We start from the raw sequence: 26,196 nt of genomic DNA, 5'->3' as shown, positions 1-26,196 counted from the left end.
TCCGCGACCGGAAGCATCAAAGCGGGGACCAGGAGCAGGGATCAAACAACCACGGAGCCGTCAGCCACAACCACTGGTTGTACCACTAGGGTGTCGGCATGGACCTCGACACCGTCCGGACCTTCGTCACCGCCGCCGACGCGGGGCGGTTCCAGGAGGCCGCCGCCGAGCTCGCGGTCACCCAGCAGGCCGTCTCCAAGCGCATCGCCGCGCTGGAGCGCACCCTCGGCGTACGGCTGTTCACCCGCACCCCGCGCGGCGCCGAGCTCACCATCGACGGGCAGGCGTTCCTGCCCCACGCGCGCGAGCTGCTGCGCGTCGCCGAGCGCGCGGTCGCGTCCGTACGTACCGGCCGCCGTCCGCTGCGCGTCGACGTGATCGCCTCGCGCGGCGCGGCGACGGGCCTGATGCGCGGCTTCCACCGCGCGCACCCCGGGATCGACCTCGACGTGGTGATGCTCTTCGACATCGAGACGGCCGTCGCCGCCATCCGCTCGGGCACCATCGACGCGTCCTTCCGCGCCGTCGCCGCGCCCGGCCGGCCCCTTCCCGAGGACGTCGAGTCCGTCCGGGTGCTCGACGAGCCGCTCCAGCTCCTCACCGGCCCCGGGCACGCGCTGGCGGGCGCCCGGTCGGTCACGCTCGCTCGGCTCGCCGGGCACCGGATCTGGATGCCCGGCATCGTCCCCGGTACCGAGTGGGCCGCCTACTACGACGACCTCGTCGCCGAGTTCGGCCTCACCATCGAGGCGACCGGCCCCAACTTCGGCTCCGACGCGCTCCTCGACACCATCGCGGACACCCCGGCCCTGGCCACCTTCATGGGTGAGCACACAATCCCCCAGCTACCGCTGGGAGGTGCCCCCATCGTCTGGCCCGCCGGCCTCGGCCTGCGCCGCATCCCGGTGACCGACCCGACGCCCGTCTACCCGCACGCGCTCCTCTGGCACCGCGACAACCCCCACCCGGCGCTGGCCACCCTCCGCGCCCACCTCGCCACCACCACGGCCGGCCACGACGCCACCGGGACGTGGACGCCGGGCTGGGCGATCCCGCGCTGACACACCCGCCTGACACACCCGCTACGGCGAGACAGCCGCCGTTCCGGAGGACACCGCACGCGGTCAGTGCGCCGCCGGCAGGACCTGGACGGTGTCCCCGACCGGGCGTTCGCCGGAGGCGTCGGAGGGGTTGCTGACCAGCGTGCCGTCCACGGCCATCGCGGTGGAGCCGCCGCCGTCGAGGTTCATCGCCTGGACGGCGCCGAGCGACTTCATGAAGGCGGCGGCCTCGTAGAGGGTGAACCCTTCGCTGCCGTTCTTCAGCCGCCCGTCCACCGTGGCGAGGATCAGCCGGCCCCGCTTGTCGACGCCCGCGAGGGTGCGGGGCTGACGGACGTTGGCCCACGCGTATCCGAAGGAGGTGTACTCGGGGTCGACCACACCCTCGGCGGCGGCGTCGATGTCGATACGGCCGTCCTTCACCAGCGTCGGGGCCGCGCTGACGACGGAGTCGCCGGCGCCGACTGCGACGCGCCGGCCGTCGGTCGTGCGGACGACCTCGCCGACCCCGATACGGCCGTACGGCTCGGCGTGCGCCGTCAGCCAGTCGGCGGCCCGGCCGATGCCCTGCAGCACGTGCCCGCCCTCGGGGACGCGACCGCCCCGCGCGCCGACGGAGAGGACCCGGCCGGAGGCGTTCAGCACGACCTGCACCCCGGGTCCAGTCGGCAGGTCGGCCTGGAAGGCGCCGGTGAACCGGACCATGTCGTCGGCCAGCCGGCAGGTCACGTCCTGCCAGGGCAGCTCGCTGGGCGTGCTGCCGGGCCGGCCGCAGTCCCGGACCGTGCCGGGCACCCGGTTGACGCCCTGGATCCGGTACGTGGCCTTGCCCGCGCGGGCGGTGACGGTGCTCGTCAGGTCCGCGATCCGTACGCTGTGGCCGCCGTCCTCGATGAGCAGGGCGGAACGGGAGCCGGCCGCCATCGACTCCAACTCGCCCGCGTAGGCGCCGATCCCGGACATGGTGCCCGGCACGCCGTCGCCCGGTGACAGCACGAAGAAGCCACCGTTGACCCCGACGAGCGAGTTCAGCTTCCGCGCCACGGCCGAGGTGGTCTCCCGCTGTGCCACATCGCCGTCGTGCGTGGCTTCGACCGTTCCGTCGAAGGTCTTCGGGTCGACCACCGCGACGTGGATGTTCTCCTGGTCGGCCGGCTCCTGGACGTCGTACCCGGTCCAGGACAGAGTCGTACGGAAGCCGGCCGCGGTGACCGCCGACGCGGCCGTCGCCGCCTCCGCCTGGGTGGCGAACCGGCCGACCCGGACCCGGTGTCCCAGCACCCCGTGGGGTGTGTCGGCGTAGTCGGGCCACTGCACGCTCTCCACCCGTGGCCGCAGGCCCGCCTCGGTCAGCTTCCGCGCCGTGTCGTCGGCCCAGGCGCGGGTGGAGACCTCGGCCCAGGTCACGGGCGCGTCCGGATCGTCGGCGGTCCACCGGGTCTTGGCCGGCGCCTGCACGGTGACCGTCCACGCGTGCGCCACACCGGGGTGCCGGACGGCGCCCGTGCGGGCCGTGACTCCGGGGGCGAGGATCCGCGTCGTCCACTGCTCGGTCGCCGTGGTGTGCTCGCCGGCCGCCCGCGCCGTACCCGACAGCAGGGCCGAGGCGGTCAGGGCGAGCACCACGGCGGTCGCGAGTCCTGCCCGGACACGAGCGGGGCGCCGCTCGGCACCCGGGACGCGGATCTGACGCATGCGCTCCACCTCACGAATGGTCCGACGGTTCGGCAACGGTGGCCCACTTCACCTGCCGTAGGTGACGACCACCGCCCCGCGAACCGACGCCGTCACAACGGCCGTGTGAACTGGACGTCACCCGTCGGCCGACACGGCCGGTGCCCCGGTCACACGAAAGACTCCCCGGTCCGGCGGACGTCCATGGTCCAGTCGGTCTCCCAGCTCCGTCCGCCGTCGGACACGCCGTCGGCGCGCGCCACGGCTCGGCACGGAGGCCGAGGTGGGGGCGCCCGCCGAGCCGCGGGCGGGGATGGCGCGGACGGTCGCGGCCCGGTCCGACGTCCACCGCCGTCCGCCCGCCTCGGTGTCACACCGGCGGCTGATCACCTGCCACGTGCGGCCGGCGCCGGCTCGCGCACCATGAAGACGTCCACGGGGTCCTCGGTTTCGAGGGTGAATCCGTGCCGCTCGTACAGGCGCCGGGCCGGGCTGCCCCGCAGCACGTTCAGCCGGACCGGGACGCCGTCGCGGTCGCACCGCTCCAGCAGCCCCCGCAGTACGGCCGCGCCGATGCCGTTGCCCTGGAGGTGCGGCGCCAGGTAGAAGTGCTCCAGCCAGTGGGCGTCCTCGGCCGGCCGCAGCGCCACGCAGCCGGCGAAGGCGCCACCCACCTCGATCACCCAGGTGTGCGCGGGAACGAACCCGTCCCGCAGTCGCTGCCGCACCCGCCGCTCGTCGTACCGCCCGAGCCGCTCCAGATCCGCCCGCAGCACCACGGCCCGCAACCCGGCCACCGTCTCGACGTCCGCCTCCGACGCCGGCCGCATCCGCCACTCCCCCATGATCGCCAGGCTACCGCCGGGTTCCGCCTCGCGGCGCCGGGAACGGGAACGGCCCGGCACCGCGTGTGCGGTGCCGGGCCGTGGGGTGCGGGGCGTCAGCCCTGGCGGGCCTTGAAGCGGGGGTCCTTCTTGTTGATCACGAAGGTCGTGCCCCGCCGGCGCACCACCTGCGCGCCCGGCTTGGCCTTCAACGAACGCAGGGACTTGCGTACCTTCATCGCGGTCTCCTCCCGGGAGGTCGAACGGTTGTGCCGTCAGTGACGGTCGGTCGTACTTGCGCAGGACCAGCCGGTCGGGGTCGTTCAGACGGTTCTTCCGGGTCACGTAGGTGACTCCGGTGCCGGCCGTCGACTTCAGCTTGACGACCGGGCGTGTGGTGCTGCGTGCCATGAGGGACTCCTTCCGCCAACCGCCCGAGCCGATTGACTCGAACATGTCAGACGGTTCTCTCAACACCGTCCGCCCGCGATGCATTCCCGGCCCTCACCGCCCTCCGCGGGCCCCGATCGCCGCCCTCTCCCGGGCGGCCCGCACGGCCGCCGACAGGCTGCCGATGTCGTACGCCCCGTGGTGCCGGCGCCCGTTCACGAAGAACGTCGGCGTGCCCGCCACCTGACTGAGGTCCGCCGACTCCACGTCCTCGGCGATCCGCGCCGCGCCCCGGTGGGACCGCAGGTCCCGGTCGAAGCGCTGGGTGTCCAGACCGAGGGCGTCGGCGTACTTGCGCAGGTGGTCGAGGCGCAGCTCGCCCTGGTGGCTCATCAGCACGTCGTGCATGTCCCAGTAGCGGCCCTGCGCGGCCGCGGCCTCCGCCGCCTCGGCCGCGAGCTGGGCGTGCACGTGCACGTCCGTCAGGGGGAGGTGACGCCACACGTACCGCACGTCGCCGAAGTCGCCGAGCAGCTCCCGGACGACCGGCTCGGCCTGTCCGCAGTACGGGCACTCGTAGTCGCCGTACTCCACGACGGTCACCGGCGCGTGCCGGGGCCCCCGCACGTGGTCGCGGTCGGGATCGACCGGCACCGCCAGGTCGACGAGCGTCTCGGCGTCGCCGAGCAGCGCCCGCTGCCGCAGCCGGCGCGGCAGCGCCGCGAGGACCGCGGTGATGAGCCGGCTGGTCAGGAAGGAGCCGACCAGCGCGCTCAGGATGCCGATCTTGGCGTCCGCGAGCTGTGTCCCCTGGAAGGCGAGGGTCGCGATGAGCAGGGAGACGGTGAAGCCCGTCCCGGCCATGGCGCCGCCCGCCGCGACGGCTCCCCAGCCGACCGGCGGCCGGACCCGCCCCCGGGTGAGCCCGTGTGCCAGCGCGGACGCCCCGACGATGCCCAGCGGCTTGCCGACGACGAACGCGAGCAGGATGCCGAGCGTGACCGGCGAGGTGAACGCCCGCGCGAGCTGGTCGGCGTCGAGCGGGATACCGGTGTTGGCCAGGGCGAACAGCGGGACGACGAGATAGCTGGTCCAGGGGTGGTACAGGCCCTGGAGCCGGTCGTTCGGCGAGATCGCGGAGGCGAGGCCGGCCTGCACCGAACGTGCCAGTTCGGGCGTCGGCTGCTCGCGGAACATCCGGAACAGGCCCGTGGCGTGTTCGAGGTCGGCGCGTGCCGCCGGATAGGCGTAGGTGAGCAGGCCCATGGCGAGGCCGATGACCACGGGATCGACGCCCGACTCCAGCAGCGCGACCCACGCGACGAGCGCCAGCAGCGCGTAGACCAGGCCCCGGCGCACCCCGAGCGCGCGGACGAGCAGGATGACGCCGAACACCGCGACCGCGACGAGCAGCGCCGGTACGTCGACGTGCTCGCTGTAGGCGACCGCGATGACGCCCAGGGCCACGAAGTCGTCGACCACGGTGATCGTCAGGATGAAGATCCGCAGCCCGCTCGGCAACCGGTGCCCGACGACGGCGAGCATGCCGAGGGCGAAGGCGGTGTCGGTGGACATCGCCGCACCCCAGCCGTGCGCGGACGGGTGCCCCGCGTTGAGCACGAGGAAGAGGGCGACCGGTACGACCATGCCGCTGATCCCGGCGGCCAGCGGCAGCGCCAGACGGCGGCGGTCGCGCAGCTCGCCCATGTCGAACTCGCGGCGCGCCTCCAGCCCGACGACGAAGAAGAACAGCGCCATCAGTCCGCTGTTGATCCACTCCCGCAGCGGCAGCGACAGGCCGTGGCTGCCGATCCCCACGGACAGGTGCGTCTCCCAGAACGACGCGTAGCCCGCCGGAGCCGTGTTGGCCCACACCAGCGCGACGAGCGCCGCCGTCACCAGGACGGCGGCGCTACCGGTCTCGGTCCGCAGGAAGTCGCGCAGTGGCGAGCGGGAGCCGGAACAGGCGGTCTGGCCCGAAAGGTCGTCGGGTGCGAACGCCATGCTCATCCGTGCTCATCTCCACCTCGCGCCGGGGTTTCGTGCCGGAGCCGACACTGCCGGGGCAACAGCGGCAGCCGGGGCGTTCATTCCACGGGGGGCGACAGGGGGCGGGGACAGGGGAGGACGAACGCACCGCACGGGCGGCGACAGCACGTCGGCGGGCGCCGTCACCTGCCGGCCGTCAGGACAGGTAACCCTCCACCTGCGACGCCGGGCGCACCTGGGCCTCCCCGGGGTCCTGCCCCGCGGCGACGCGGGCCCGGCGCTGCCGGAGCAGGTCCCAGCACTGGTCGAGTTCGGTCTCCAGCCGCGCCAGGCGTTCCTGCTCGGTCGGCTGGTCGATGCTGTGGTCCGCCAGGCGGTCCCGCAGGTCCTTCTCCTGGCTGATCATTTCCGTGATGCGTCCGAGGATCTCCTTCTCGCCCTCGGCACCGGGTCCCGTCGTCGTCATGAGTCTCTCCCCACGCCATGAGTCGGCATCACTCGATCCATGCATTGAACAGCAGGTTCGGGACATCCGCCACGGCGGGACGGGGAACGGCGTCAGGACGAGAGAACGACCCGGCGGCCACTGTCGCTCGCGTCGACGCACTCCTGGTACGGGTTCGGGTCGCCCTGACGCTCCTGGCACGTCCAGGTGGTCGCGCCGACCCGGATCGTGGCGGGCGCGCCCGTCCTGCTGGACGCGGCCTTGGTGTAGGCGCTCGCGACCTCCAGGGCGGCGGCGCAGGACTCGGCCGGATCGGCCCAGACCGCCAGCCCGGAGGCATTGTCCGCACCGCAGTACGCGACCGACGACCGGGCGGCGGCGTCCGTACCGGCGAACGAAGGGGCCGGGGCCCCGAGGCACAGCGCGGCGGCACCCAGCAGGCCGGCGGCCGTCCCCGTCATGATCGAGCGCATCACAGGTGTCTCCCTTGCGGTGACGAACGAGGCCGGTACATGTCAGACATGCAGATCATATGAGGCATACCGGCATCCGGCCTCCTCTCCGTACGATCATCCACAGGGGCGACCCGATCGGCACGCCGCCGTCCGCCGGAAGGTGCCTGGCCACCGGCAGGTGCCGGGCGCGAACACCCGGTGCGATGCGTCATCGGGCCGGCCACGGCAGGTGCGCCCGCACGGGTGGCCGGGCAGCGCGGACCCGGCCCCGCGGCTCACGACTCGGCGGTGCCGCGCAGTCGGGCGAGTGTGGCGTCCAGGTCGGCCCGGCGGGGGCGGTTGTGGGGAAGCCTGGCCAGCATGACCGCCATTCCGCAGGTGTCGGTGACAGCGGAGAAGACCAGGCCGCCCGCGATGCCGGCGGACAGGAGCTGGAAGGCCGGATGGACGGCCAGGCCGAGCAGGAGGCCCAGCAGCACGACCGTACCGGCGGTGAACCGGACCTGGCGTTCCATGCTCCAGGTCGCCTTCGTGGCGGCCTCGGGCCGGTGCGTGTCGTAGCCACCGGCCGTCCAGGCGGCGGTTCCTCCGGCCGGGCCTGCAGCACTGCCTCAGCGACTCCGAACCGGCCAACGCCGGGGACCGGGAACAGATGAGAGCACGGCTGGAGAAGCTGTTCCTGTCTCTCGCCTGAGCCGACCGCCTCTCGCGTGAGCCGACGCTCACAGACCTCGCGTGACACCGCGGGTCGGGGCAGCAGGCTGACACAGCCCTGCCACCGCCCCCGGACCCGGCGCCCCCGGCTCGAGCGACGGCAAAGTCACGATTCCCACCATGGCCGAACATCGAAGGCCGACAGACGGCCGACGGCCGCGCCGGTGCCGTCGACCGTTCCGAACACCGCCTCCAACCAGCCCCCGCACCCCGGCTTCTTCATCGGCGCGAACATGCCCACACCGCCCCGCCCAACCGTCTACACCCCCCAGGGCGCGCAGGCTCAGCGGATGGCGGCGGCCGCGTACTCCCAGAGCCGGTCCGCCGCACGCGGGTCGAGGGCGTGGGCGGCCACGCCACCGGGCTGGTCCTCGTCGCCGTGGACGACCCGGGCCTCCTGGTTGTCCTCGAAGTACCGGCCGGTCACACCCTTCAGCAGCGGTGACGCGGCCAACAGCACGGAGGTCGCGGCTCCCTGGGCGGGAGTCTTGTAGTGCGGGAGCGGGGTGAGGTTTCCCTCGTCGTCCATCACTCCGAACCCGCGCATGGTGTCGTCGTCGAGATGACGCTGGAGGGCGGTGAGGATGTAGCCCGGGTTGAGCGCGTTGGCCGTGATCCCGTCGTCCGCCCAGCGGCGGGCGGCCACGGTGAACAGGACCTCGGCGGACTTGGACTGCCCGTAGGCCGCCCAGGGGTCGTACGGGCGGTGCGTGAAGTGGGGGTCGTCGAAGTCGAAGGGCGCGGTGCGGTGTGCGCCGGAACTGACGACCACGACGCGGGCGGTGCCCGCGTCGCGCAGCGGGGCGTGCAGCGCGGTGGCCAGGGCGAAGTGCCCGAGGAAGTTGGTGGCGAGCTGCATCTCCCAGCCGCGAGCGGTGACGGTTCGGGTGGGCAGGGCCATGATCCCGGCGTTGGCGACGAGGATGTCGAGCGGCCCTCCCCATGTCCGTGCGAAGGAGTCCACCGACGCCAGATCCGACAGGTCCAGTGCCGCGGCCCGCACCGGGCCGGCACCGGGAACGGCGGAGAGTTCGCGGATGAGCGGTTCCGCCGCCGCCGGCCGACGGGTGGCGATCGTGACCTCCGCGCCGGCGGTGGCCAGGGCGCGGACGGTCTCGGTGCCGATGCCGGAGGCGCCGCCGGTGACCAGGGCGCGGCGGCCGGTGAGATCCACGCCGTCGATCACCTCGGCAGCGGTGGCGGCGGAGTCGAAGGGGGTGGTCAGAAGGGGCTCGGCGTTCACAGGGTGCCTTTCCGGAGCGGGATCGCTGTCACGATCCCGACCTTAGGGCTGCGGCGCTGGACGTCCTATGATCGAGCGTCCGCTCTACTTCAGCCATCGTCCGAGGGAGGTGCTGCCGATGGATCCGCTGGAGGATGTGCTGGCCCTGTTGGAGACCCGCGGCCACCTGTCCACGAGTCTCGTGGCGGGCGGGCAGTGGGCCGTGCGGTTCGACGCGCCGTCCGGAGTGAAGTTCAACGCCGTACGACGCGGGGGCTGTGTGCTCGAGGTCGACGGCGTCGACGAGGCGATCGCCCTGGCGGCCGGTGACTGCTACCTCCTCACCCGCCCGCGCCCCTTCACGCTCAGCAGCGGCCCGGAGGCGGCTCCGATCAGTGCGGGACCCGTCTTCGCCCGGGCCGAAGGCGGTGCCGCACGAGTCGGGCACGGCGACGATGTGCTCCTCATCGGCGGTCGCTTCTCCTTCGGCGCCCGGGCGCACGAGCTGCTGCTCGACACTCTGCCGCCGGTCATCCATGTGCCCGCCGGAACCCCCCAGGCGGAGGCCGTGGAGTGGGCGCTTGCCGCGATCGACCGCGAGCTGCTGCACAGACCGCCGGCCGCGACGCTGATGGCGGAACACCTCGCCGTCGTCATGCTGATCCATGTGCTGCGCCTCCACCTCGCCCGCGAGCCCCGGGCGGTCTCCGGGTGGCTGGCCGGTCTTGCCGATCCCGCGGTGGCCGCGGCCCTGCGCGCCATGCACGAGGCTCCGGCGCGTTCCTGGACGGTGGCCGATCTTGCGCGCGTCGGCGCGGTCTCCCGGTCGACCCTCGCCGCACGCTTCAAGGACACGGTCGGTCAGGGACCGCTCGAATACCTGACGCGATGGCGCATCGAGCTCGCGTCCCGGCGGCTGCGGGACGGCACCGAGACGATGGCCGCCATCGCCCGGTCCGTGGGCTACGGATCCGAGAGCGCCCTGAGCGTCGCCTTCAAGCGGGTCACGGGAGTGTCACCCCGTGACTACCGCAGGCGGGAAAGCTGACCGGAATTCCCTTCCATTCCTCGAATTCTCGGCCGTTCCGCGGACTCCGAACTCGTTCCGAACGGATTCTGGACTTCTGGACGGCCGCCGGACAAGCGGCGAGGCGAGGGCATTTCGTGCTCCTGCGCAAGTGAGAACCGGCTGCGAGCTGGGGTCATCCGCCGTTAACACAAGACGTATTGACAGTTCGTCATTCGGCTCCCGCTAATTGTCCGGAAGTCGGCCCTCGACCGGGGGCCCGTTCACGTTAGGTACGAAGTGACGTCATCCTCGCTTCGCGGAGACCGAATATCCGTCTCCCGGGCTGTCCGGCACGGCCTCGCCGCCGTGGGACTCACCACCCTCGTCCTCCTGGGCGTCACCCCGCCCGCGTCCGCCGCCGACCAGGCCGGCGGCACCGACCTGACCCCCGTGTGCGGCACACCCGCCAAGGGGCACGCGTCCTGCTACGCCATGCGCTCCGACGAGCCCCCGCTGCTCCGGCTGGCCGCGGCACAGACGCCGCCGGGGCTCGGCCCGCAGGACCTGCAGAGCGCCTACAGCCTCCCGGCCGACGGCGGCGCCGGACAGACCATCGCCATCGTCGACGCCTACGACAACCCCAACGCCGAGGCGGACCTGGCGGTCTACCGCGCCCAGTACGGTCTGCCGCCGTGCACCACGGACAACGGCTGCTTCAAGAAGGTCGACCAGCGCGGCGGCACGGACTACCCCACGACGAGCGACACGTGGGCCGGCGAGATCGCCCTCGACCTCGACATGGTCTCCGCCGTCGCGCCCCGGGCGCACATCCTGCTCGTGGAGACGGACAACGACGGCCTGGACCGGCTCGCGGCCGGTGTCGACAAGGCCGTGGGGCTGGGCGCCAAGTACGTCTCCAACTCCTACGGCCGCGCGGGTGACTTCGCCTCGGACCAGCAGATGTACGGGTCCTCCTACGACCACCCCGGTGTCGCGATCGTCGCGGCGAGCGGTGACAACGGCTACGGCGTCGCGTTCCCGGCCACCCTGCCCACCGTGACGGCGGTCGGCGGCACGAATCTGACCGCCGACCCAGACAGCCCGCGCGGCTGGGACGAGACCGTGTGGAAGCGGGGCTTCTACGGCCCGGGCTCGGGCTGTGCGTCGTACCAGACCAAACCGGAGTTCCAGAAGGACACCGGCTGCTCGGGGCGCAGTGTCGCCGATGTCTCGGCGGTCGCTGACAACGTTGCCGTCTACTCGACGTTCGGTTCCCAGGGCACCGGCTGGCAGCGCTACGGCGGCACCAGCGCGGCCACCCCGGTGATCGCGGCCACCTACGCGCTGGCGGGCCCGCCCCGCCCGGGCACCTATCCCAACGCCTACCCGTACGCCACCGGCGGCCCGGGGCTGAACGACATCACCTCCGGGTCCAACGGCACCTGCGCCGCCGCGTACCTGTGCGCCGCGGGACCCGGCTACGACGGCCCCACGGGCCTCGGCACCCCGTCCGGCCTGGCCGCCTTCCGCAGCGGTCCGAGCGGCACCCTCACCGGCACGGTGACGGACGCGAAGACCGGCGGTCCCGTCGCCGGCGCCACCGTCGGCTCCGGGCTCGACGTGGCCACGACGGGCGCGGACGGCACGTACAGGCTGAACCTGCCCGCCGGCGAGGTCGGCGGACTCACCGTCACGGCGTTCGGCTACGCGTCCCCGGCCCCGCTCACCGTGGACATCGCGGACGGTACGACCGTGACCCGCGACTTCGGTCTGAAGGCCCTGCCCCGCACCCATGTGCGCGGCACCGTCCGGGACGGCTCCGGGCACGGCTGGCCGCTGTACGCCAGGATCGCCGTCGAGGGTTCCCCTGAGGCACCGGTCTGGACCGACCCGGTGACCGGTGACTACGACATCTCCCTGCCGAAGGAGGACGGCTACACCCTCGACATCACCGCCGCCCTGCCCGGGTACGAGGCGCTCAGCCGCGAGGTGAAGCTGGGCGGCAGGCCCGTGACGGTGGACGCGGCACTGACCGCCGATCCCGACGCGGCCACCGCCGTCGGCTACGACCTCCGCCGCACCGAGCACGCCGAGGGCTTCGACTCCACCACGGCCGCACCGCAGGGCTGGACGGTGACGAAGGCCGCGGGCAGCGACAACGGCTGGCAGTTCGACGACCCCAACCAGCGGGGCAACGCCACGGGCGGCAGCGGCGCCTTCGCCGTCATCGAGAGCGACAGCGGGCCGTTCGGACCGCACCAGGACACCTCGCTGATCAGCCCCGCCTACGACCTGTCGGACGCCCAGTCGGCCGCCCTCACGTTCCGGACCGGCTACATCACCAACCTCAGCCAGCAGCACATGACCGTGGAGGCCAGCACCGACGACGGCACCACCTGGCAGAACGTGTGGGGCGGCCCCAAGGCGGGCGGCCAGGCCGACCACGTCACCGTGCGCGTCCCGCTGCGGCAGTACGCCGGGCAGCCGTCCGTGCGGCTGCGCTTCCACTTCGTCGCGAACTGGGCCTACTTCTGGGAGGTCGACGACGTGACCGTGGAGGGCCGGACGCTGCGGCCGGTACCGGGCGGGCTGGCCACCGGCACCGTCAAGGACGCCGGCACCGGCCACGGCGTCGTGGGCGCCACGGTGACGGACGCCTCGGCACCGGACGCTGTCGCGCGTACGGTGGCCACGCCCGAGGACCCGGCCGTCGGCGACGGCCTGTACACGCTGTTCACGGCCGGGCCCGGGCTGCACAGCCTGCGCGCGACGGCGGACGGCTACGCGCCACTGGCCCGGCGGGCCATGGTGCACGGCGACCGCGTCACCGAAAGGAGCTTCGCGCTCAGGGCGCGGCCGTGACCTGCCACGGCTGAGCCACCCGGTCGCCGGTGGCGTATCCCGTCGGGGGTACGCCACCGGCACCGCCGCGGACACGAAGGCGCCGTCGGCACCCGGTCAGGGCCGCTCCGCCAGCCATCCCCGCTCCGCCGCCAGCAGCGCGATCTGGAACCGGGTGCGGGCGCCCAGCAGGGCCCCGGCCTCGCTGACGTGCTTCTGCACCGTGCGCCGGCTCACCTTCAGCACGCGGGCGATCGTGTCGTCCTTCATCCCGGTGGCCATCAGATGCAGGATCTCGCGGGTCCGCCGGTCCGGCCGTACCGCCTGCGGGTCGCTCTGGGGCGCCGGGTCCTCCGGCAAGGGTGCGGGCACCGGCGGCAGCGGACCCTCGCGCCGGGTCGCCAGGGACACCGGCTCGGCCCGTTCCCACACGCTCTCGAACAGCGCCACCAGCGCCTCCACCAGCGCCGGCGAGTGCACCACCAGGGAGCCCGCCGCCGGCCGGTCCCCGCGCACCGGCAACAGCGCGGCCGCCCGGTCGAACACCACCAGCTTCACCGGGAGCCGGGAGGCGAGCCGCAACTGCCCGCCCCCCGCCGTCCCGCGCAGCGCCGTCTCCAGCGAGACCGCGTCGGTGAAACCCTCCGTCTCGTACACCGACCGCATCCGCACCCCGTCCGCCACGCCCATGTCCCTGGCGGAACCGTGCTGTCCGGTCACGTACGGAGGCTTGGCCAGGTGCAGCACCTCGGTCGTCGTCCCCTTCAGGAGCTGGCCGTAGCGGGCCGACACCTCCTCCTCGCGCTCCAGCGCCTCCACCAGATGCGCGGCGCGTGGCGCGGACACCTCCTCGTACGTCGCGTGCAGCCGCTCCACCAGGGCCTCGGCGCGCGCCAGTTCGGCCCGGCGGCGGGCCAGCAGCACGCCGAGCGACGCGCGCGGGGGGCCGGCCGCCCACCGCGCCGTCACACCGTCGACGCGCAGCGCCAACGAGGCGTCCTCCAGCCGCCGCAGGGCCTCCTCCGCCGCCGGCCCGGGCTCGCCCACCGCCGCCGCCACCTGGACGGTGTCCGCCGACGGCACGGTCACCAGGTACTCCAACACCCGCCCGGCCAGCGGGTCCAGTCCGGTCCCCGGCCACGGGCCGCCCGGCGTCCCATCCATGTGTTCCGACACTCCCCTGCTCGCGGCGGCCCGAAGGCATGGCGCAAGACCGCCATCACCCTCCAGTAAATCGGTGTACGCGACGACCCGGTACCGCGACCGTGGAGCGGTCCGCGCGACGCGACCGCCGGGGAGTTCTCCTCGGCGGGATGTCAGTGGCCGGGGCCGCTCCGCCAGCGGTAGGTGGCGAAGGAGTCCGCCGGGACCGTCACCACGAACGTCTGGCCGGCGACGGAGATCCGGACCTTGCTGTCGGTGTGGGTGCTGTTGCCGAGGACGGCGACGAAGCTGCCGTTCCTCGTGCGGTAGACCACGTTGCCGATGCCGTGCTCGGCGTCGCTGGATTCGAGGCGTACGTCGCCGGGCGAGAGGTACTTGGCGAACTGCCCGATCGGGTACAGCTCGTCGCGGACGGTGAAGTCGCGCGTGGCCGTGTTCACCGTCACCAGCCGGTCCCGCCACTTGGTGGTGGCCGCGACCTGGTCCCAGTCGACGTCGTTGTCCCGGGCCGGTGTCCAGTGCAGTGTCCCGCCGTCCTGGTCGGTCGTCTGGGCCCACAGGATGTAGGACCCGGCGTCGAGGCGGAAGTCGTCGAGGATGGTCGAGGGCGACAGGTCGCTCGTCTCCGTGAGCTGGACCGGCTTGCCCGTCTGTTCGTAGGCGTCGCGCATGACGCGCGGGTCCCCCCAGTAGGGGTGGAAGGCGATGGCGTCGGCCGCCTGGCGGACCTGTTCGCCGGTCACCGAGCCGTCGGGGGCGTCGTCGAAGATGCGGTGGTAGTTCTTGGTGGCCGTGCTGCCCGGGTCGCGCCAGTCCCAGAAGTTGAAGTCGTGCACGTACAGCCCGGTGTCCAGCCGCGCGGCCCGGAACTCGCGCTTGATCGCCAGGGCCAGCTTCTGCTGCTGGGCGACGCTGATGTCCATGGCCGGGTAGACGACGTCCATGCCCGGCTCGTTCAGCAGGGTCAGGGCGTCGACCCGGATGCCGTGCCGGGCGTACGCCTGGACGAACTTGACGTAGTAGCGGGCGAAGACGTCGATGCAGTCGTCCCGCAACTTGCCGACCTGGTAGTACTCCGTGCTGCTGCCGGGCTTGAGCGCGACCTGGCCGGTGAGCCGGTTGTTCGTCTTCATCCACGCCGGCGCGCTCCACGCCGACGCGAAGAAGGTGGCGTGGGGGTTGTAGCGCTGGATGAGCTTGATCGTGTCGATGATGTGCAGGTCGATGTCCCGCCGGATGGAGAAGTGCTTCAGCCCGAAGTCCTCGGTGACGCCGGCGGGCAGGTCGTCCTCCGACCAGAACGGCAGGTGCTCGATGAGGTCGGGGCTGCCGATCGTCAGCCGGAACCGGTCCAGGCCCGCGCCGTGCACGGGGTCGACGAGCAGCCGGATGGCCTCCTCGCGCTTGGCGGGGGTGAGCTTCCACAGGTTGGACACGCTCGTCTCGTCCAGGGAGAAGCCCACGCCCGCGTACTGCTGCCGGACGGCGTCCGGGTCCGCGACGACGGTGGCGGCCACCGGGCCGCCGGGGTCGGTGTCCGTCCTGACCGCCGGCAGCGGCAGCCAGGCCCGCGCGGCGCCGGTGGAGTAGGTGCCGGTCACGATCCGGCCGTGTCCGGGCGGCCCGCCCGCGGCCCGGTCGGCGTGCGCGGCGGGGCCCGCGCCGACCAGCGCGGACAAGGTCATGGTCGTGACGGCCGCTAGTGCGGTGAGATGACGTCTCACGCCTGCTCCCTGGGCTCCGGGGGTGTCGGTGGTCGGCGCCGCTGGGGTGCCGGCGGCGCGCGACCGCTCCGGATCCAAGCAATTCCGTGATGTTAAGTCAAGGTTTGAAGTAAGCCTCGGGGCCGCTTCGTTCAGGGGCGGCCCACCGCCGTCCGCGTGTCGCCGTCGGCCTTCTCCAGGCGCCGGACGGCCTCCTCGGCGGTGCAGTGCGCGAGGAGCATGACGATGGCGGTCTTGGCGTGGCCGCCGGCCGCCCGCAGCGCCTCGGCGGCGGCGTCGGGGTCCGCGCCGGTCGCCTCGACGACCATGCGGCGGGCGCGGTCGAGCAGCTTCTCGTTGCTGGCCCGGACGTCGACCATCAGGTTCCCGTAGACCTTGCCCAGGCGGACCATGGAAGCGGTCGAGAGCATGTTGCAGACCATCTTCTCGGCGGTGCCGCCCTTCAGCCGGGTCGACCCGGTGAGGATCTCGGGCCCGGTGGGGACCTCGATGGGGATGTCCGCGTAGCGGCTGATCACCGCGTCGCGGTTGCAGGCGACCGACACCGTCGTCGCGCCCTTGGCGGCGGCGTGCTTCAGGCCGCCGACGACGTAGGGGGTACGGCCGCTGGCGGCGAGCCCGACGACCGTGTCCCGCTCGTTCACGCCGATCTCGTCGAGGTCGGCGGCGGCCCGCTCGGGTTCGTCCTCGGCGCCCTCGACCGCGACGACGAACGCGCCGGGCCCGCCGGAGAGCAGGCCCACCACCTGTTCCGGGGCGGTGCCGAAGGTCGGGGGGCACTCGACGGCGTCGAGCAGGCCGATGCGGCCGCTGGTGCCGGCGCCGAGGTAGATCAGCCGTCCGCCCCGGCGCAGGGAGGCGGTGATCGCCTCGACGGCGGTGCCGATCTCCGGGAGGGCGCCGCGCACCGCGAGGGCGACCGTCTGGTCCTCGTCGTTCATGACCGACAGCAGTTCGCCGACCGGCATGCGGTCGAGGTCGGCGGTCCGCTCGTTGCGGGTCTCGGTGCCGAGAGTGCTGAGGTCCACGGCGCTTTTCCTTTCCTGGGCGGTACTCGAGTTCTTGGCCGGGGCCGGGGGCTCCGGGTGTGAGCCGAAGGCTCGGGGGCGGGGCTGCTGGTCGGAGCCGAAGGCTCGGAGGCGGGGGCGGAGGCTGTCGGCGGGCTGGTGGTCGGAGCGCTGACGCTCCTGCGGAGCACCCCGGCAGGGTCTCGGTGCCGGCTCGTCCTCAGTCACCGGTCTGCGCGCGGCGTCCCGGCTGTGGGGTCCTGCGCCGGACCGCCTCGTACGTCTCGTGCAGCGCAGCGGTCGCGGCGTCGAAGCCGCGCTGGGCGACGCCGACGAACAGGCAGTCGACGACGGCGAGCTGGGCGATACGGCTGACGGTCGCGCCGGACCGGAAGGGCGTCTCCCGGGCGCAGGTCGTCAGCACGAGGTCCGCGCTGCGCGCCAGCGCGGAGCGGGGGACGTTGGTGAGGGCGATGGTGGTGGCTCCGCGCGCGGCGGCGGCCTGGAGCGGCTCGACGGTGTCCTCGGTCTCCCCGGAGTGGGATATCGCGAGGGCCACGTCGCCGGGTCCGAGCAGGGCCGTCGCGGTGAGGGCCGCGTGCCGGTCGGTCCAGATGAACGCCATGTGACCGATGCGGTGCAGCTTCTGGTGCAGGTCCTGGCCGACGAAGGCGCTGGCGCCGACGCCGAAGATGTCGATCCGCCGCGCTCCCGCCACGGCGTCCACCGCCCGGCCCAGGACGTCGACGTCCAGCCCGGCCCCGGAGTCCTCCAGGGCCCGTACCTCGTTGTAGACGATCTTCTCGACGATCTCGCTCAGCGTGTCGGTGGCGCTGATGTCGGTGCTCGGCATCGGGCGCTCGCCGTCGAGGGCGTGTTCGCGGGCCGCGGCGGCGGCGAGGGCGAGGCGCAGCTGGGGGTAGTTGGTGATGCCTATCGTCCGGCAGAAGCGCATGACCGTGGCCACCGAGGTGTCCGCCCGCCGGCCGAGCGCGCTGATGGACAGCTCAGACGCCTGCGCGGGATCGGCCAGGACGACGTCGGCCACCCGCCGTTCCGACGGTGCCATGGCGGGCAGTTCCGCCCGGATGCGCGCCAGGGTTCCGGCGGGGGACTCGTCCGCCGGCCGGGCCGGGGTGCGGGGTGGTTTCTGGCCGGCCATGGACCGCTGCCTCCTGGGGGGACGCCCTTGTGGGTGGCGCCACAGTAACCAGGCCCCGCGAGGTGCGTCAAAAATTTACGGACCTCACCCGATGAGGTTACTTATTGACATCCGGAGGTTCGCCTTCTGATACTCGCTGCACCGCGATCCGCGCCGGCCACTGGCCTCCTGGCCACCCTGTGACCGTTCGACGTGACGGATCCCCTGGACACACGAAGGCGTGCCGCATGACAGCAGCAGTCGCGGTGGACCTGGGCAAGACCGGCTGCCGTGCCGTGCTGTGGGACGGCGCCGGCCCCGCCCGAGACGTTCACGAGGTGCCCGGCGCCCCCGGGCTCGCCACCGACGACGGGGTGACGACGGCCCGTGCGGCCGTGCTCGCCGCCGTCCGGCCCCTCCTGGCGCGGGAGCCGTCCGTCCGGCCGTCGGCCGTCTGCGTGGGCGCGGCGGGTGCCGCTGCCGCACCGGACGCGGCCCGCGCCCTGGCCGGCCTGCTCCTGGACGACCTGTCCGCCGAGGAGGTGGCCGTCACCAGCGACGCGGTCACCGCCCACGCCGGCGCGCTGGGCGGCCGTACCGGCGTCGTGCTCGCGATCGGCACCGGCTCGGTGGCCATCGGCATCGGGGACGACGGCACGTTCGCCCGCGTCGACGGCTGGGGTCCCTGGCTCGGCGACGAGGGCAGCGGCGCCTGGATCGGCACCGCCGGGCTGCGGGCCGCGCTGCGCGCCCACGACGGACGCGGCCCGGACACCGCGCTGCTGGCCGCCGCCACCGAGCGCTTCGGTGACCCCGACCGGCTGCCGCTGGCCCTGGGCCGCGACGGCAACCCCGCCCGCACCGCCGCGTCCTTCGCACCGGACGTCGCGCGCACGGCCGCCGCGGGTGACCCGGCGGCCTCGGCGATCGTCCGGGACGCCGCCACCGCGCTCGGCGAGGCCGTGCTCGCCGCGGCCCGCCGGATCGGCGGCGACGGCCTCGACGTCGCCGTCACCGGCGGGCTCACCGGCCTCGGTGAACCGCTGCTCGGGCCGCTGCGCTCGGCGCTCGCCGGCTTCCCGCGCCCCCTGCGGCTCCGGCCCCCGCTCGGCGACCCGCTGGACGGCGCGCGCCTGCTGGCCCTGGACGCCCGCAGGCCGCACGAACCCCATGTCGTCCGCGTCCGGCGGACGGCCCCCTTCCCCCCTGTCCCCACCCCGCCGGTCTCCCCGCCGGCCGTTGCTTAGGAGAGAGCGTGCGCCAACTCGACCTCGTGGTGATCGTCGTCTACCTGGTGGCGATCGCCGTGATCGGACTGCGCCTGGCCGGCCGGCAGAAGACGGCGAAGGACTACTTCGTCGGCGAGGGCAGCATGCCGTGGTGGACGGTGTCGTTCTCCGTGGTCGCCACCGAGACCAGCGTGCTCACCGTCATCAGCGTGCCCGGCGGCGCCTACAGCGGACAGGGCTTCGGCAACGTCGAACTGGCCCTCGGCTACGTCATCGGCCGCGTCGTCGTCGCCACCGTCCTCATCCCCCTGTACAAGCGGGGCGGCTTCGTCAGCGCCTACCAGTACCTGGGGACCAGATTCGGGCTGAAGCTCCAGGGGCTGGCCTCGGTCACCTTCGTCTTCACCCGGCTCCTCGCCGAGGGCGTCCGGCTGTTCGCCTCCGCGATCCCCATCAAGCTGCTGCTCGACGAGTTCGGCGTGCACGCGAGCTACCGCCTCATCATCATCGTGCTCACCGTGATCACCGTCGTGTACACCTACCTCGGCGGCATCAAGGCGGTCATCTGGACCGACGCCATCCAGATGGGCCTCTACCTGGGCGGCGCGATCCTCGCCATCGCGGTCCTGTCCGGGCACGTCGGCGGCGCCGGCTTCTCGCGGGCCCTGCACGCGGGCGAGTTCAAGCTGTTCGACACCGACTTCGACCTGGCGCACATCCTGACGAGCCCGTTCGCCCTGCCCACCGCCATCATCGGCGGCGCGATCTTCGCCATGGCCAGCCACGGCTCCGACCAGCTCATCGTCCAGCGCATCCTGGCCACCCGGTCCCTGCGCGACGGCCAGAAGGCCATGATCGCCTCCGGCGTCTTCGTCACCTTCCAGTTCGCGGCGTTCTCTCTCGTGGGCGCGCTGCTGTGGTCGTACAACGAGGGCAAGAGCTTCAAGGAACTGGGCCTGAACAGCTCGGACAACCTGTACCCGAACTTCATCCTGCACGGGCTGCCCGTGGTGATCTCCGGCCTGCTCGTGGCCGGCATCCTCGGCGCCGCCATGGGCTCGCTGTCCTCGGCGCTGAACTCCATGTCGAACTCGACCGTCGCCGACATCATCCACAGCTTCTTCCGTACGACGCCCTCCGAGGCGTCCCTGCTGAAGCTCGCCCGGGTGATGACGCTGGTGTGGGCGGCCCTGATGGCGGTCTTCGCCTGCGCGTTCAGCACCAGCACCGGGAACGTCTACCTCACCGGCCTGACCATCGCCGGCTACACCTACGGCGCCCTGCTCGGCGCGTTCCTGCTCGGCCGGATCGTCCGGCGCGCCAATGAGGTCGACTCCGTGGTGGCGTTCCTGGTGACGATCGCGGTGATGACGTACATCGTGCGCGAGGTGAAGATCGACGTGACCGTGGGCGGCGCCACCGTGCCGACGGCCATCGCCGCGCAATGGCTGGTCCCGATCGGCGTGGTGGTCACCCTCGTCGTCGGCGGTCTGATGAGCTTGTTCCACCGCGCCCCCGAGCCCGAGGCGGCCCGGCCCGTCGACGGCGCGCCGGGCCCGGACGAGGGGCGGGTCACGGCAGCCGTCCAGCGGGACTGACGCCCGCCCGGCGGGGGGCGAGCCGACACGGTCGCCCCCCGCCGGAGAGCGAAGACCGCACCTGCCCCCCCTTCCTCCCACCCACGCTCCCCCGGAGGCACGCACCATGTCCCAGTCGCAGAGCACTCCGTCCGCCGGGCGGGCGGGGGACGGTCCAGGAGGGGCCATGCGGGTGATCGGGCTGATGTCCGGCACGTCGTACGACGCGATCGAGGCGGCCGCCGCCGACCTCACCCTGGACGGCGAGACCCTGCTGCTGCGGTCCCTCGGACATCTCTCCGTGCCCTACCCGGACGACCTGCGCGGCCTGATCGCCGCGACCCTGCCGCCGGCAACCACGACCACGCAGGCCGTCTGCGCGCTGGACAGCGGCATCGGGCAGGCCTTCGCCACGGCGGCGGCGCGTGCCCTGCGGGAGCTGTGCGCGGGGGCGGCGGACCTGGTGGTCTCGCACGGCCAGACCATGCACCACTGGGTCGAGGACGGCGTCGTCCGCGGCACCCTGCAGCTCGGCCAGCCGGCCTGGATCGCCGAGGAGACCGGGCTGCCCGTCGTCTCCGACCTGCGCAGCAGGGACGTCGCCGCCGGCGGCCAGGGCGCCCCGCTGGTCGGCCTGACCGACACCCTGCTGCTGCGGGCCCTTCCCGGCACCCCGGCGGCCCTGAACCTCGGCGGCATCGCCAACGTCACCGTCCTCGCGCCCGGCGCCGAGCCGCTGGCCTTCGACACCGGTCCCGCCAACGCCCTGCTCGACGCGGCCGTACGGCACTTCACCGGCGACGGCACCGCCTACGACGCGGACGGACGCCGGGCCGCCGCCGGACAGGTCAGTCCCGAGCTGCTCCGCTTCCTGCTGGCGGACCCCTACTACCGCCGGGCCGCCCCGAAGACCACCGGCAAGGAGCACTTCCACCTGCCGTACCTGCTGCGGGCGCTCGACGCCGTACCCACGCCCGCCACCGACGACGTACTGGCCACGCTGACCCGGCTGACCGCCGTGACCGTGGCGGACGCCTGCCGCGCGCACGGGGTCACCCAGCTCGTCGCCTCCGGCGGCGGCACCCGCAACCCGGTGCTCATGCGCATGATCGGCGAAGAGCTGCCCGGCGTTCCGGTGCGCCGCAGCGACGACCTGGGGCTGCCCTCCGACGCCAAGGAGGCCCTGGCCTTCGCCGTCCTGGGCTTCCTCACGGTCCACGGCCTGCCCGGCACCCATCCCTCCGCCACCGGCGCCACCAGGGCCACGCTGCTCGGCAGCATCACCCCCGGCCTGGCGCCGCTGCGCCTGCCCGCACCCGTCGCACGGCCGCCGCGCCTGCTGCGGATCGTCTGACCCACCCGAGGACCCATGAGCCCCTCCGACGCCTCCTCCGCAACCGCGCACGCGGTCGACCGGCCCGACCACCTGGCCGAGCTGCTGTCCGCGTGCGTCGACGACCCGGCCAGGGTCACGACCGACGTCCCCCGCAGGATCGCCGCCGCCCACGACGCCTCTCCGTACCTGTTCACCCCGCGCGCGGTGGTGCGTGCCGTGTCGGCGGCCGAGGTGGGTGCCCTGATGGCCGGTGCCCGCGCGGCCGGGCTGCCGCTCACGCTGCGCTCGGGGGGCACCAGTCTCGCGGGACAGGCGGGCGGCGACGGCATCCTGGTGGACGTCCGCAGCGCGTGGCGCGGCGCCGAGGTCCTCGACGACGGCCTGCGCATCCGGGTGCAGCCGGGGCTGACCGTGCGGCAGGTGAACGCGCGGCTCGCCCGGTACGGACGCCGGCTCGGACCCGACCCGGCCAGCGAGTCCGCCTGCACCATCGGCGGCCTGGTCGCCAACAACTCCAGCGGCATGAACTGCGGCACCCGGGACAACGCCTACCGGACCATGGAGTCCCTGCAGTTCGTGCTGCCCTCCGGCACCGTGGTCGACACCGCGCTCCCCGACGCGGACCGGGCGCTGCGCGCCCGCGAACCCGAACTGCACGCGGGCCTGCTGCGGTTGCGCGACCGCGTGCGCGGCTCGGCCCGGTCCCGCGCCACCGTCGAGCGGCTGTTCTCGATGAAGAACACCATGGGCTACGGGCTCAACTCGTTCCTGGACCACGACGAACCGGCCGACATCCTCGCCCATCTGATGATCGGCAGCGAGGGCACCCTCGGCTTCGTCGGGGAGGCCGTCTTCCGCACCGTTCCCCTGCTGCCGCACACCGCCACCGGTCTGCTGGTGCTGCCCGGGCTCGCCGAGGCCACCGACGCCCTGCCCGCACTGCTGGCGGCCGGGGCCCGGACCGCCGAGCTCCTCGACGCGGCGTCGCTGCGGGTGGCGCAGCAGGCCCCCGACCCCGTCGACGAGGTGCGGGGTCTGCGCGTGGAGCGGCACGCGGCCCTCCTGGTGGAATTCGCCGAGGAGGACGCCGAGCTGCTGGCGGAGCGGGTGGCGGACGCGCGGGGTGCCCTGGACCGGCTGCCCGCCGTCACCGGCACCGAACTCGTCGGCGACCCGCGCGCGCGGGCCCGGCTCTGGCACCTGCGGAAGGGCCTGTACACCGCCGTCGCGGGCGCGCGCCGTCCCGGCACCACCGCGCTGCTGGAGGACATCGCGGTGCCGATGGACCGGCTGACGCGTACCTGCGAGGGCCTGACCGGTCTCTTCGACCGGTACGGCTACCAGGACGCGGTGATCTTCGGCCACGCCCGCGACGGCAACCTCCACTTCATGCTGACCCAGGACTTCGACTCCGCCTCCGAGGTCGAGCGCTACGCCCGGTTCACCGACGCCATGGTCGACCTCGTCCTGGACGCCGGGGGCACGCTGAAGGCCGAGCACGGCACCGGGCGGGCCATGGCGCCGTTCGTGCGCCGGCAGTACGGCGACGAGCTGTACGACGTGATGCGCGAGCTGAAGCGGCTGTGCGACCCGCACGGGGTGCTCAACCCGGGCGTACTCCTGGACGACGACGCGAGCGCGCACCTGCGCAACCTCAAGAGCATCCCGCAGGTCGACCCCGCCGTCGACGCGTGTGTCGAGTGCGGCTACTGCGAGCCGGTGTGCCCCACCGCGGACGCCACCACGACACCGCGTCAGCGCATCGCCCTGCGGCGGGAGATCGCGCTGGCCACGGCGGCGGGGGACGAGGAGCGGCGGCGCGCGCTGTCCGAGGACTACGGCTACGCGGCCGTCGAGAGCTGCGCGGCCGACAGCCTCTGCGTCACCGCGTGCCCGGTCACCATCGACACCGGGGCGGTGATGAAACGCCTGCGCGCCGAGGGGCACGGTGCGGTTGCGCAGCGCGCGGGGAACGCGGTGGCCCGGCACTGGGGGACCACCGTGAAGGCCGTACGCGTGGCCCTGAACACGGCCCACGCCGTCCCCTCCCCCGTCCTGCGCACCGCCACCGGCGCGCTCCGCCGCCTCGGCGCGGGCGAGCTGGTACCGGCCTGGACCGACGACATCCCCAAGGGCGGCCCCGCCCGCCCCGCAGCCGGCCACCCGGCCGGAGCCCGCGCGGTGTTCTTCGCCGCGTGCATCGGCAGTCTCTTCGCCCCGGAGGAGGGCGGAGGGGGAAGGCCCCGCGGCGCGACCGGCGCGGCGGCGGCCTTTCTGCGGTTGTGCGCGCGGGCCGGCGTTCCCGTCGCCGTGCCCCCGGGTCTGGACGGGCTGTGCTGTGGCACCCCCTGGCAGTCCAAGGGGTACACCGCCGGGTACCGCACCATGGCCGAGCGCACCCTGGAAGCGCTGTGGGAGGCGAGCGAGCACGGCCGGCTGCCGGTGGTGTGCGACGCCTCGTCCTGCACGCACGGCCTCGACCAACTGCGCGACGCCCTCCCGGAGTCCGACCGCGCCCGCTTCGCGTCGCTGCGCGTCGTCGACAGCGTCGTGTTCGCCGCCGAGCACCTGCTCCCCGCCCTGCCCGAGCCCCGGCGCCTGGCCGGCCTCGCCCTGCATCCCACCTGCTCCACGGTGCACCTCGGCATCGAGACCGCCCTGCGCACCGTGGCCGCGGCGGTGAGCGACGAGGTGACCGTCCCCGACAACTGGGGCTGCTGCGCGTTCGCCGGGGACCGGGGCCTGCTGCACCCGGAGATCACCGCGTCCGCCGTCGCCGCCCAGGCAGCCGAGCTGAACGCGGGCACGTACGACGCGTACGCCTCCTGCAACCGCACCTGCGAGCTGGGCATGACCCGGGCCACGGGCCACCCCTACCGGCACGTCCTGGAACTCCTCGACGAGGCCACGGCCTGAGGGCGACGCGTCGGCACGGCCCCCGCCGGGGCGGCCGCACCGCTGCCTCGCCGCCGCCTGCCGGGCGGATGCAGGGGATCTCCCCTCGGGGCGCGCGCTGGTCGGGGTGGGTCATGCGGGGGCCTTCCGGTGTCCGGGCCATCGCGGATCCGGCGCCGAATCGCCTGCCGCGGCCGACTCCGGGCGTCATGATCCCCCTGCCGGAGCCACACGGACCTGCTACCGGACCACCCGTCAAGCGGCGACTCCTGACTGCCGGGGGCCACGGCACGTGCCGCCGCGTCGGAGGGCCGTCGGCGACGCGGCGGGGCCGCCCTGCCAGGGACAGTCGGCACGCGCCGCCCTGACGGCCGACCGTCAACGACGCACCCGGCACCCGCCCCTCCAGGAACAGTCGACCCGAACCACCCTGACCGCCGACCGTCAACGACCCGCCCGGCACCCGCTCCGCCAGGAACAGTCGACCCAAACCACCCTGACCGCCGACCGTCAACGACCGCCCCCGCCAGGAACAGCCGACCCGAGCCACCCAGACGGCCGACCGTCAATGACGCACCCGGCACCCGCCCCCTACCAGGGCCGTCGCCCGCGCAGGGCCTCACCCGTGAGGCGTGTCCGCCCCGGGAGCCCTCGGAACGGCGCCTTGCCGCTCGGGTCGCAGGGCTCGCCGCCCCCGCAACCTGGCATCGCCTCGTATCCAGGCGCCTCAGCCCCCGGCACCCCGTCCGCAGTCCAGCGGCGCGACGCGGGGGCACTCGCACCCGCGCCCCGAATCCGGCCGCCCCTCACGCCCCAGGCGCCCCGCTGCGCAACCCGTCCATGACCAGGTCGAGGAGGCGGGCGGCGCGGGGCTGCCAGTCGTCGTGGGGGGCGAGTTGCCACAGGCCCGCTATGGCGAGGAAGAAGTCGTCCGCGGTGACGCCGGGCCGGATGGTGCCCGCCTCCTCGTTGGCGCGGAGCAGGAGTTCCGCCGCGTGGGCCACCGGTGTGGGGGACGGCTTGGCGGGGCCGCCCGGCGCGCCGGTGACCATTCGTATCGCGTCGGCCAGCCCGGCCTTGGTCATGGCGAACTCGGCGAGCCGGTCCATCCAGGCGCGCAGGGCCTCGTCGGGCGCCCGTGTGGCCAGCAGGTGTTCCGCGGTGTCCGCGACCTGCCGCATCTCATGGCGGTAGATCTCCAGGACGAGTGATTCCCGGTTGGGGAAGTTGCGGTAGAAGGTGCCCTGCCCGACACCGGCCTTCTTGGCGATCACGCTCAGCGGGGCGTCGGCGCAGTGCGACAGCTCGGTGAGTGCCACCTCCAGGATGCGCTCGCGGTTGCGCTGTGCGTCCGAGCGCCGGGGTGAGTCCTTCTGCTGCGGCACTCGTCCTCCTCACGGCGTGGCCGAACCTCGCCCTTGCTAAGCGGACAAGTGTCCGTTACGTTTCCTGTGACCGGACAGCTATCCGTTTACGTTCACCATAGCGGCTGGGGCAGC

At 73.4% G+C, this 26,196-nt stretch carries 20 protein-coding genes and 2 pseudogenes; 7 read left to right on the top strand and 15 right to left on the bottom strand.

Going from position 1 to position 26,196, the window contains the following annotated elements:
- The first annotated feature begins 98 nt into the window (after positions 1 to 98).
- A complete protein-coding gene (locus OO52_RS37215) occupies positions 99 to 1,061 on the top strand; it encodes a LysR family transcriptional regulator (protein WP_030658462.1) in 963 nt (320 codons plus the stop codon).
- 63 nt (positions 1,062 to 1,124) lie between these two features.
- On the opposite strand, the gene OO52_RS37210 is transcribed toward OO52_RS37215, so the two are convergent.
- From OO52_RS37210 to OO52_RS37175, 10 genes and pseudogenes are all read right to left on the bottom strand, one after another.
- A complete protein-coding gene (locus OO52_RS37210) occupies positions 1,125 to 2,756 on the bottom strand; it encodes a phosphodiester glycosidase family protein (protein WP_030658460.1) in 1,632 nt (543 codons plus the stop codon).
- Between the two features lie 365 nt (positions 2,757 to 3,121).
- Entirely contained in the window at positions 3,122 to 3,580 is a 459-nt protein-coding gene (locus OO52_RS37205; protein WP_030658458.1) for a GNAT family N-acetyltransferase, read from the bottom strand.
- A gap of 95 nt (positions 3,581 to 3,675) precedes the next feature.
- Positions 3,676 to 3,798 carry a type B 50S ribosomal protein L36 gene (ykgO, locus tag OO52_RS37200; protein ID WP_030658456.1) on the bottom strand — a complete coding sequence of 41 codons (123 nt, stop codon included), beginning with the start codon at positions 3,796 to 3,798 and terminating at the stop codon, positions 3,676 to 3,678.
- A gap of 49 nt (positions 3,799 to 3,847) precedes the next feature.
- Positions 3,848 to 3,970: pseudogene (gene rpmG, locus OO52_RS51780) on the bottom strand (50S ribosomal protein L33); the annotation flags it as partial.
- 93 nt (positions 3,971 to 4,063) lie between these two features.
- Positions 4,064 to 5,959: a Na+/H+ antiporter NhaA gene (nhaA, locus tag OO52_RS37195; protein ID WP_030652707.1), complete on the bottom strand. Its 1,896-nt coding sequence runs from the start codon at positions 5,957 to 5,959 to the stop codon at positions 4,064 to 4,066.
- 175 nt (positions 5,960 to 6,134) lie between these two features.
- On the bottom strand, positions 6,135 to 6,404 hold the full coding sequence (locus OO52_RS37190) for a DUF2630 family protein (RefSeq protein ID WP_030652705.1): 270 nt from the start codon (positions 6,402 to 6,404) through the stop codon (positions 6,135 to 6,137).
- 92 nt (positions 6,405 to 6,496) lie between these two features.
- A complete protein-coding gene (locus OO52_RS37185; protein ID WP_231406222.1) occupies positions 6,497 to 6,856 on the bottom strand; it encodes a hypothetical protein in 360 nt (119 codons plus the stop codon).
- A gap of 257 nt (positions 6,857 to 7,113) precedes the next feature.
- Positions 7,114 to 7,431: pseudogene (locus OO52_RS37180) on the bottom strand (YgaP-like transmembrane domain); the annotation flags it as partial.
- A 227-nt stretch (positions 7,432 to 7,658) separates the two neighbouring features.
- Positions 7,659 to 7,787, bottom strand: a complete 129-nt coding sequence (locus tag OO52_RS54070; protein ID WP_267885029.1) for a hypothetical protein — start codon at positions 7,785 to 7,787, stop codon at positions 7,659 to 7,661.
- A gap of 48 nt (positions 7,788 to 7,835) precedes the next feature.
- Entirely contained in the window at positions 7,836 to 8,795 is a 960-nt protein-coding gene (locus OO52_RS37175; protein WP_030652701.1) for an SDR family NAD(P)-dependent oxidoreductase, read from the bottom strand.
- A 118-nt stretch (positions 8,796 to 8,913) separates the two neighbouring features.
- Here OO52_RS37175 and OO52_RS37170 point away from each other — a divergent pair, with 118 nt between their 5' ends.
- Together OO52_RS37170 and OO52_RS37165 are read left to right on the top strand one after the other, a co-directional pair.
- Positions 8,914 to 9,822: an AraC family transcriptional regulator gene (locus OO52_RS37170; RefSeq protein WP_030652699.1), complete on the top strand. Its 909-nt coding sequence runs from the start codon at positions 8,914 to 8,916 to the stop codon at positions 9,820 to 9,822.
- A gap of 327 nt (positions 9,823 to 10,149) precedes the next feature.
- Positions 10,150 to 12,645, top strand: a complete 2,496-nt coding sequence (locus OO52_RS37165) for a carboxypeptidase regulatory-like domain-containing protein (protein ID WP_030652697.1) — start codon at positions 10,150 to 10,152, stop codon at positions 12,643 to 12,645.
- A gap of 96 nt (positions 12,646 to 12,741) precedes the next feature.
- On the opposite strand, the gene OO52_RS37160 is transcribed toward OO52_RS37165, so the two are convergent.
- The 4 genes from OO52_RS37160 to OO52_RS37145 form a co-directional block, all read right to left on the bottom strand.
- Entirely contained in the window at positions 12,742 to 13,788 is a 1,047-nt protein-coding gene (locus OO52_RS37160) for a helix-turn-helix transcriptional regulator (protein WP_030652695.1), read from the bottom strand.
- A gap of 152 nt (positions 13,789 to 13,940) precedes the next feature.
- Positions 13,941 to 15,512: a glycoside hydrolase family 30 protein gene (locus OO52_RS37155; RefSeq protein ID WP_234339867.1), complete on the bottom strand. Its 1,572-nt coding sequence runs from the start codon at positions 15,510 to 15,512 to the stop codon at positions 13,941 to 13,943.
- Between the two features lie 131 nt (positions 15,513 to 15,643).
- The gene (gene murQ, locus OO52_RS37150) at positions 15,644 to 16,540 is read right to left on the bottom strand and encodes an N-acetylmuramic acid 6-phosphate etherase (protein WP_030652691.1); all 897 of its coding nucleotides are present in this window, start codon (positions 16,538 to 16,540) and stop codon (positions 15,644 to 15,646) included.
- A gap of 199 nt (positions 16,541 to 16,739) precedes the next feature.
- Complete coding sequence (locus OO52_RS37145) at positions 16,740 to 17,681, bottom strand: MurR/RpiR family transcriptional regulator (RefSeq protein WP_030652689.1); 942 nt, start codon at positions 17,679 to 17,681, stop codon at positions 16,740 to 16,742.
- 227 nt (positions 17,682 to 17,908) lie between these two features.
- Between OO52_RS37145 and OO52_RS37140 the strand changes: the two genes are divergently transcribed.
- The 4 genes from OO52_RS37140 (at position 17,909) to OO52_RS37125 (ending at position 24,718) form a co-directional block, all read left to right on the top strand.
- Positions 17,909 to 18,907, top strand: a complete 999-nt coding sequence (locus OO52_RS37140) for an N-acetylglucosamine kinase (RefSeq protein ID WP_030652686.1) — start codon at positions 17,909 to 17,911, stop codon at positions 18,905 to 18,907.
- A gap of 8 nt (positions 18,908 to 18,915) precedes the next feature.
- The gene (locus OO52_RS37135; RefSeq protein WP_030652683.1) at positions 18,916 to 20,487 is read left to right on the top strand and encodes a sodium:solute symporter; all 1,572 of its coding nucleotides are present in this window, start codon (positions 18,916 to 18,918) and stop codon (positions 20,485 to 20,487) included.
- A gap of 166 nt (positions 20,488 to 20,653) precedes the next feature.
- Positions 20,654 to 21,820: an anhydro-N-acetylmuramic acid kinase gene (locus OO52_RS37130; protein ID WP_030652678.1), complete on the top strand. Its 1,167-nt coding sequence runs from the start codon at positions 20,654 to 20,656 to the stop codon at positions 21,818 to 21,820.
- 15 nt (positions 21,821 to 21,835) lie between these two features.
- The gene (locus OO52_RS37125) at positions 21,836 to 24,718 is read left to right on the top strand and encodes an FAD-binding and (Fe-S)-binding domain-containing protein (protein ID WP_030652674.1); all 2,883 of its coding nucleotides are present in this window, start codon (positions 21,836 to 21,838) and stop codon (positions 24,716 to 24,718) included.
- A gap of 785 nt (positions 24,719 to 25,503) precedes the next feature.
- Here the strand turns inward: OO52_RS37125 and OO52_RS37120 are convergent.
- On the bottom strand, positions 25,504 to 26,082 hold the full coding sequence (locus OO52_RS37120) for a TetR/AcrR family transcriptional regulator (protein ID WP_030652671.1): 579 nt from the start codon (positions 26,080 to 26,082) through the stop codon (positions 25,504 to 25,506).
- Positions 26,083 to 26,196: the final 114 nt, after the last annotated feature.

The sequence above is a fragment of the Streptomyces flaveolus genome, assembly GCF_000716535.1.
GTDB lineage: Bacteria > Actinomycetota > Actinomycetes > Streptomycetales > Streptomycetaceae > Streptomyces > Streptomyces flaveolus_A.
Note: the sequence above shows the minus strand (reverse complement) of the source record. Positions and strands in the feature narration are given on the sequence as shown.

What these genes read in the sequence shown, in the direction of transcription:
- OO52_RS37215 (WP_030658462.1), top strand. Translation starts at nt 99, where the DNA reads ATGGACCTCGACACCGTCCGGACCTTCGTCACCGCCGCCGACGCGGGG.
- OO52_RS37210 (WP_030658460.1), bottom strand. Translation starts at nt 2,756, where the DNA reads ATGCGTCAGATCCGCGTCCCGGGTGCCGAGCGGCGCCCCGCTCGTGTC.
- OO52_RS37205 (WP_030658458.1), bottom strand. Translation starts at nt 3,580, where the DNA reads ATGGGGGAGTGGCGGATGCGGCCGGCGTCGGAGGCGGACGTCGAGACG.
- ykgO (WP_030658456.1), bottom strand. Translation starts at nt 3,798, where the DNA reads ATGAAGGTACGCAAGTCCCTGCGTTCGTTGAAGGCCAAGCCGGGCGCG.
- nhaA (WP_030652707.1), bottom strand. Translation starts at nt 5,959, where the DNA reads ATGAGCATGGCGTTCGCACCCGACGACCTTTCGGGCCAGACCGCCTGT.
- OO52_RS37190 (WP_030652705.1), bottom strand. Translation starts at nt 6,404, where the DNA reads ATGACGACGACGGGACCCGGTGCCGAGGGCGAGAAGGAGATCCTCGGA.
- OO52_RS37185 (WP_231406222.1), bottom strand. Translation starts at nt 6,856, where the DNA reads ATGCGCTCGATCATGACGGGGACGGCCGCCGGCCTGCTGGGTGCCGCC.
- OO52_RS54070 (WP_267885029.1), bottom strand. Translation starts at nt 7,787, where the DNA reads ATGTTCGCGCCGATGAAGAAGCCGGGGTGCGGGGGCTGGTTGGAGGCG.
- OO52_RS37170 (WP_030652699.1), top strand. Translation starts at nt 8,914, where the DNA reads ATGGATCCGCTGGAGGATGTGCTGGCCCTGTTGGAGACCCGCGGCCAC.
- OO52_RS37160 (WP_030652695.1), bottom strand. Translation starts at nt 13,788, where the DNA reads ATGGATGGGACGCCGGGCGGCCCGTGGCCGGGGACCGGACTGGACCCG.
- OO52_RS37145 (WP_030652689.1), bottom strand. Translation starts at nt 17,681, where the DNA reads ATGGCCGGCCAGAAACCACCCCGCACCCCGGCCCGGCCGGCGGACGAG.
- OO52_RS37140 (WP_030652686.1), top strand. Translation starts at nt 17,909, where the DNA reads ATGACAGCAGCAGTCGCGGTGGACCTGGGCAAGACCGGCTGCCGTGCC.
- OO52_RS37130 (WP_030652678.1), top strand. Translation starts at nt 20,654, where the DNA reads ATGCGGGTGATCGGGCTGATGTCCGGCACGTCGTACGACGCGATCGAG.
- OO52_RS37125 (WP_030652674.1), top strand. Translation starts at nt 21,836, where the DNA reads ATGAGCCCCTCCGACGCCTCCTCCGCAACCGCGCACGCGGTCGACCGG.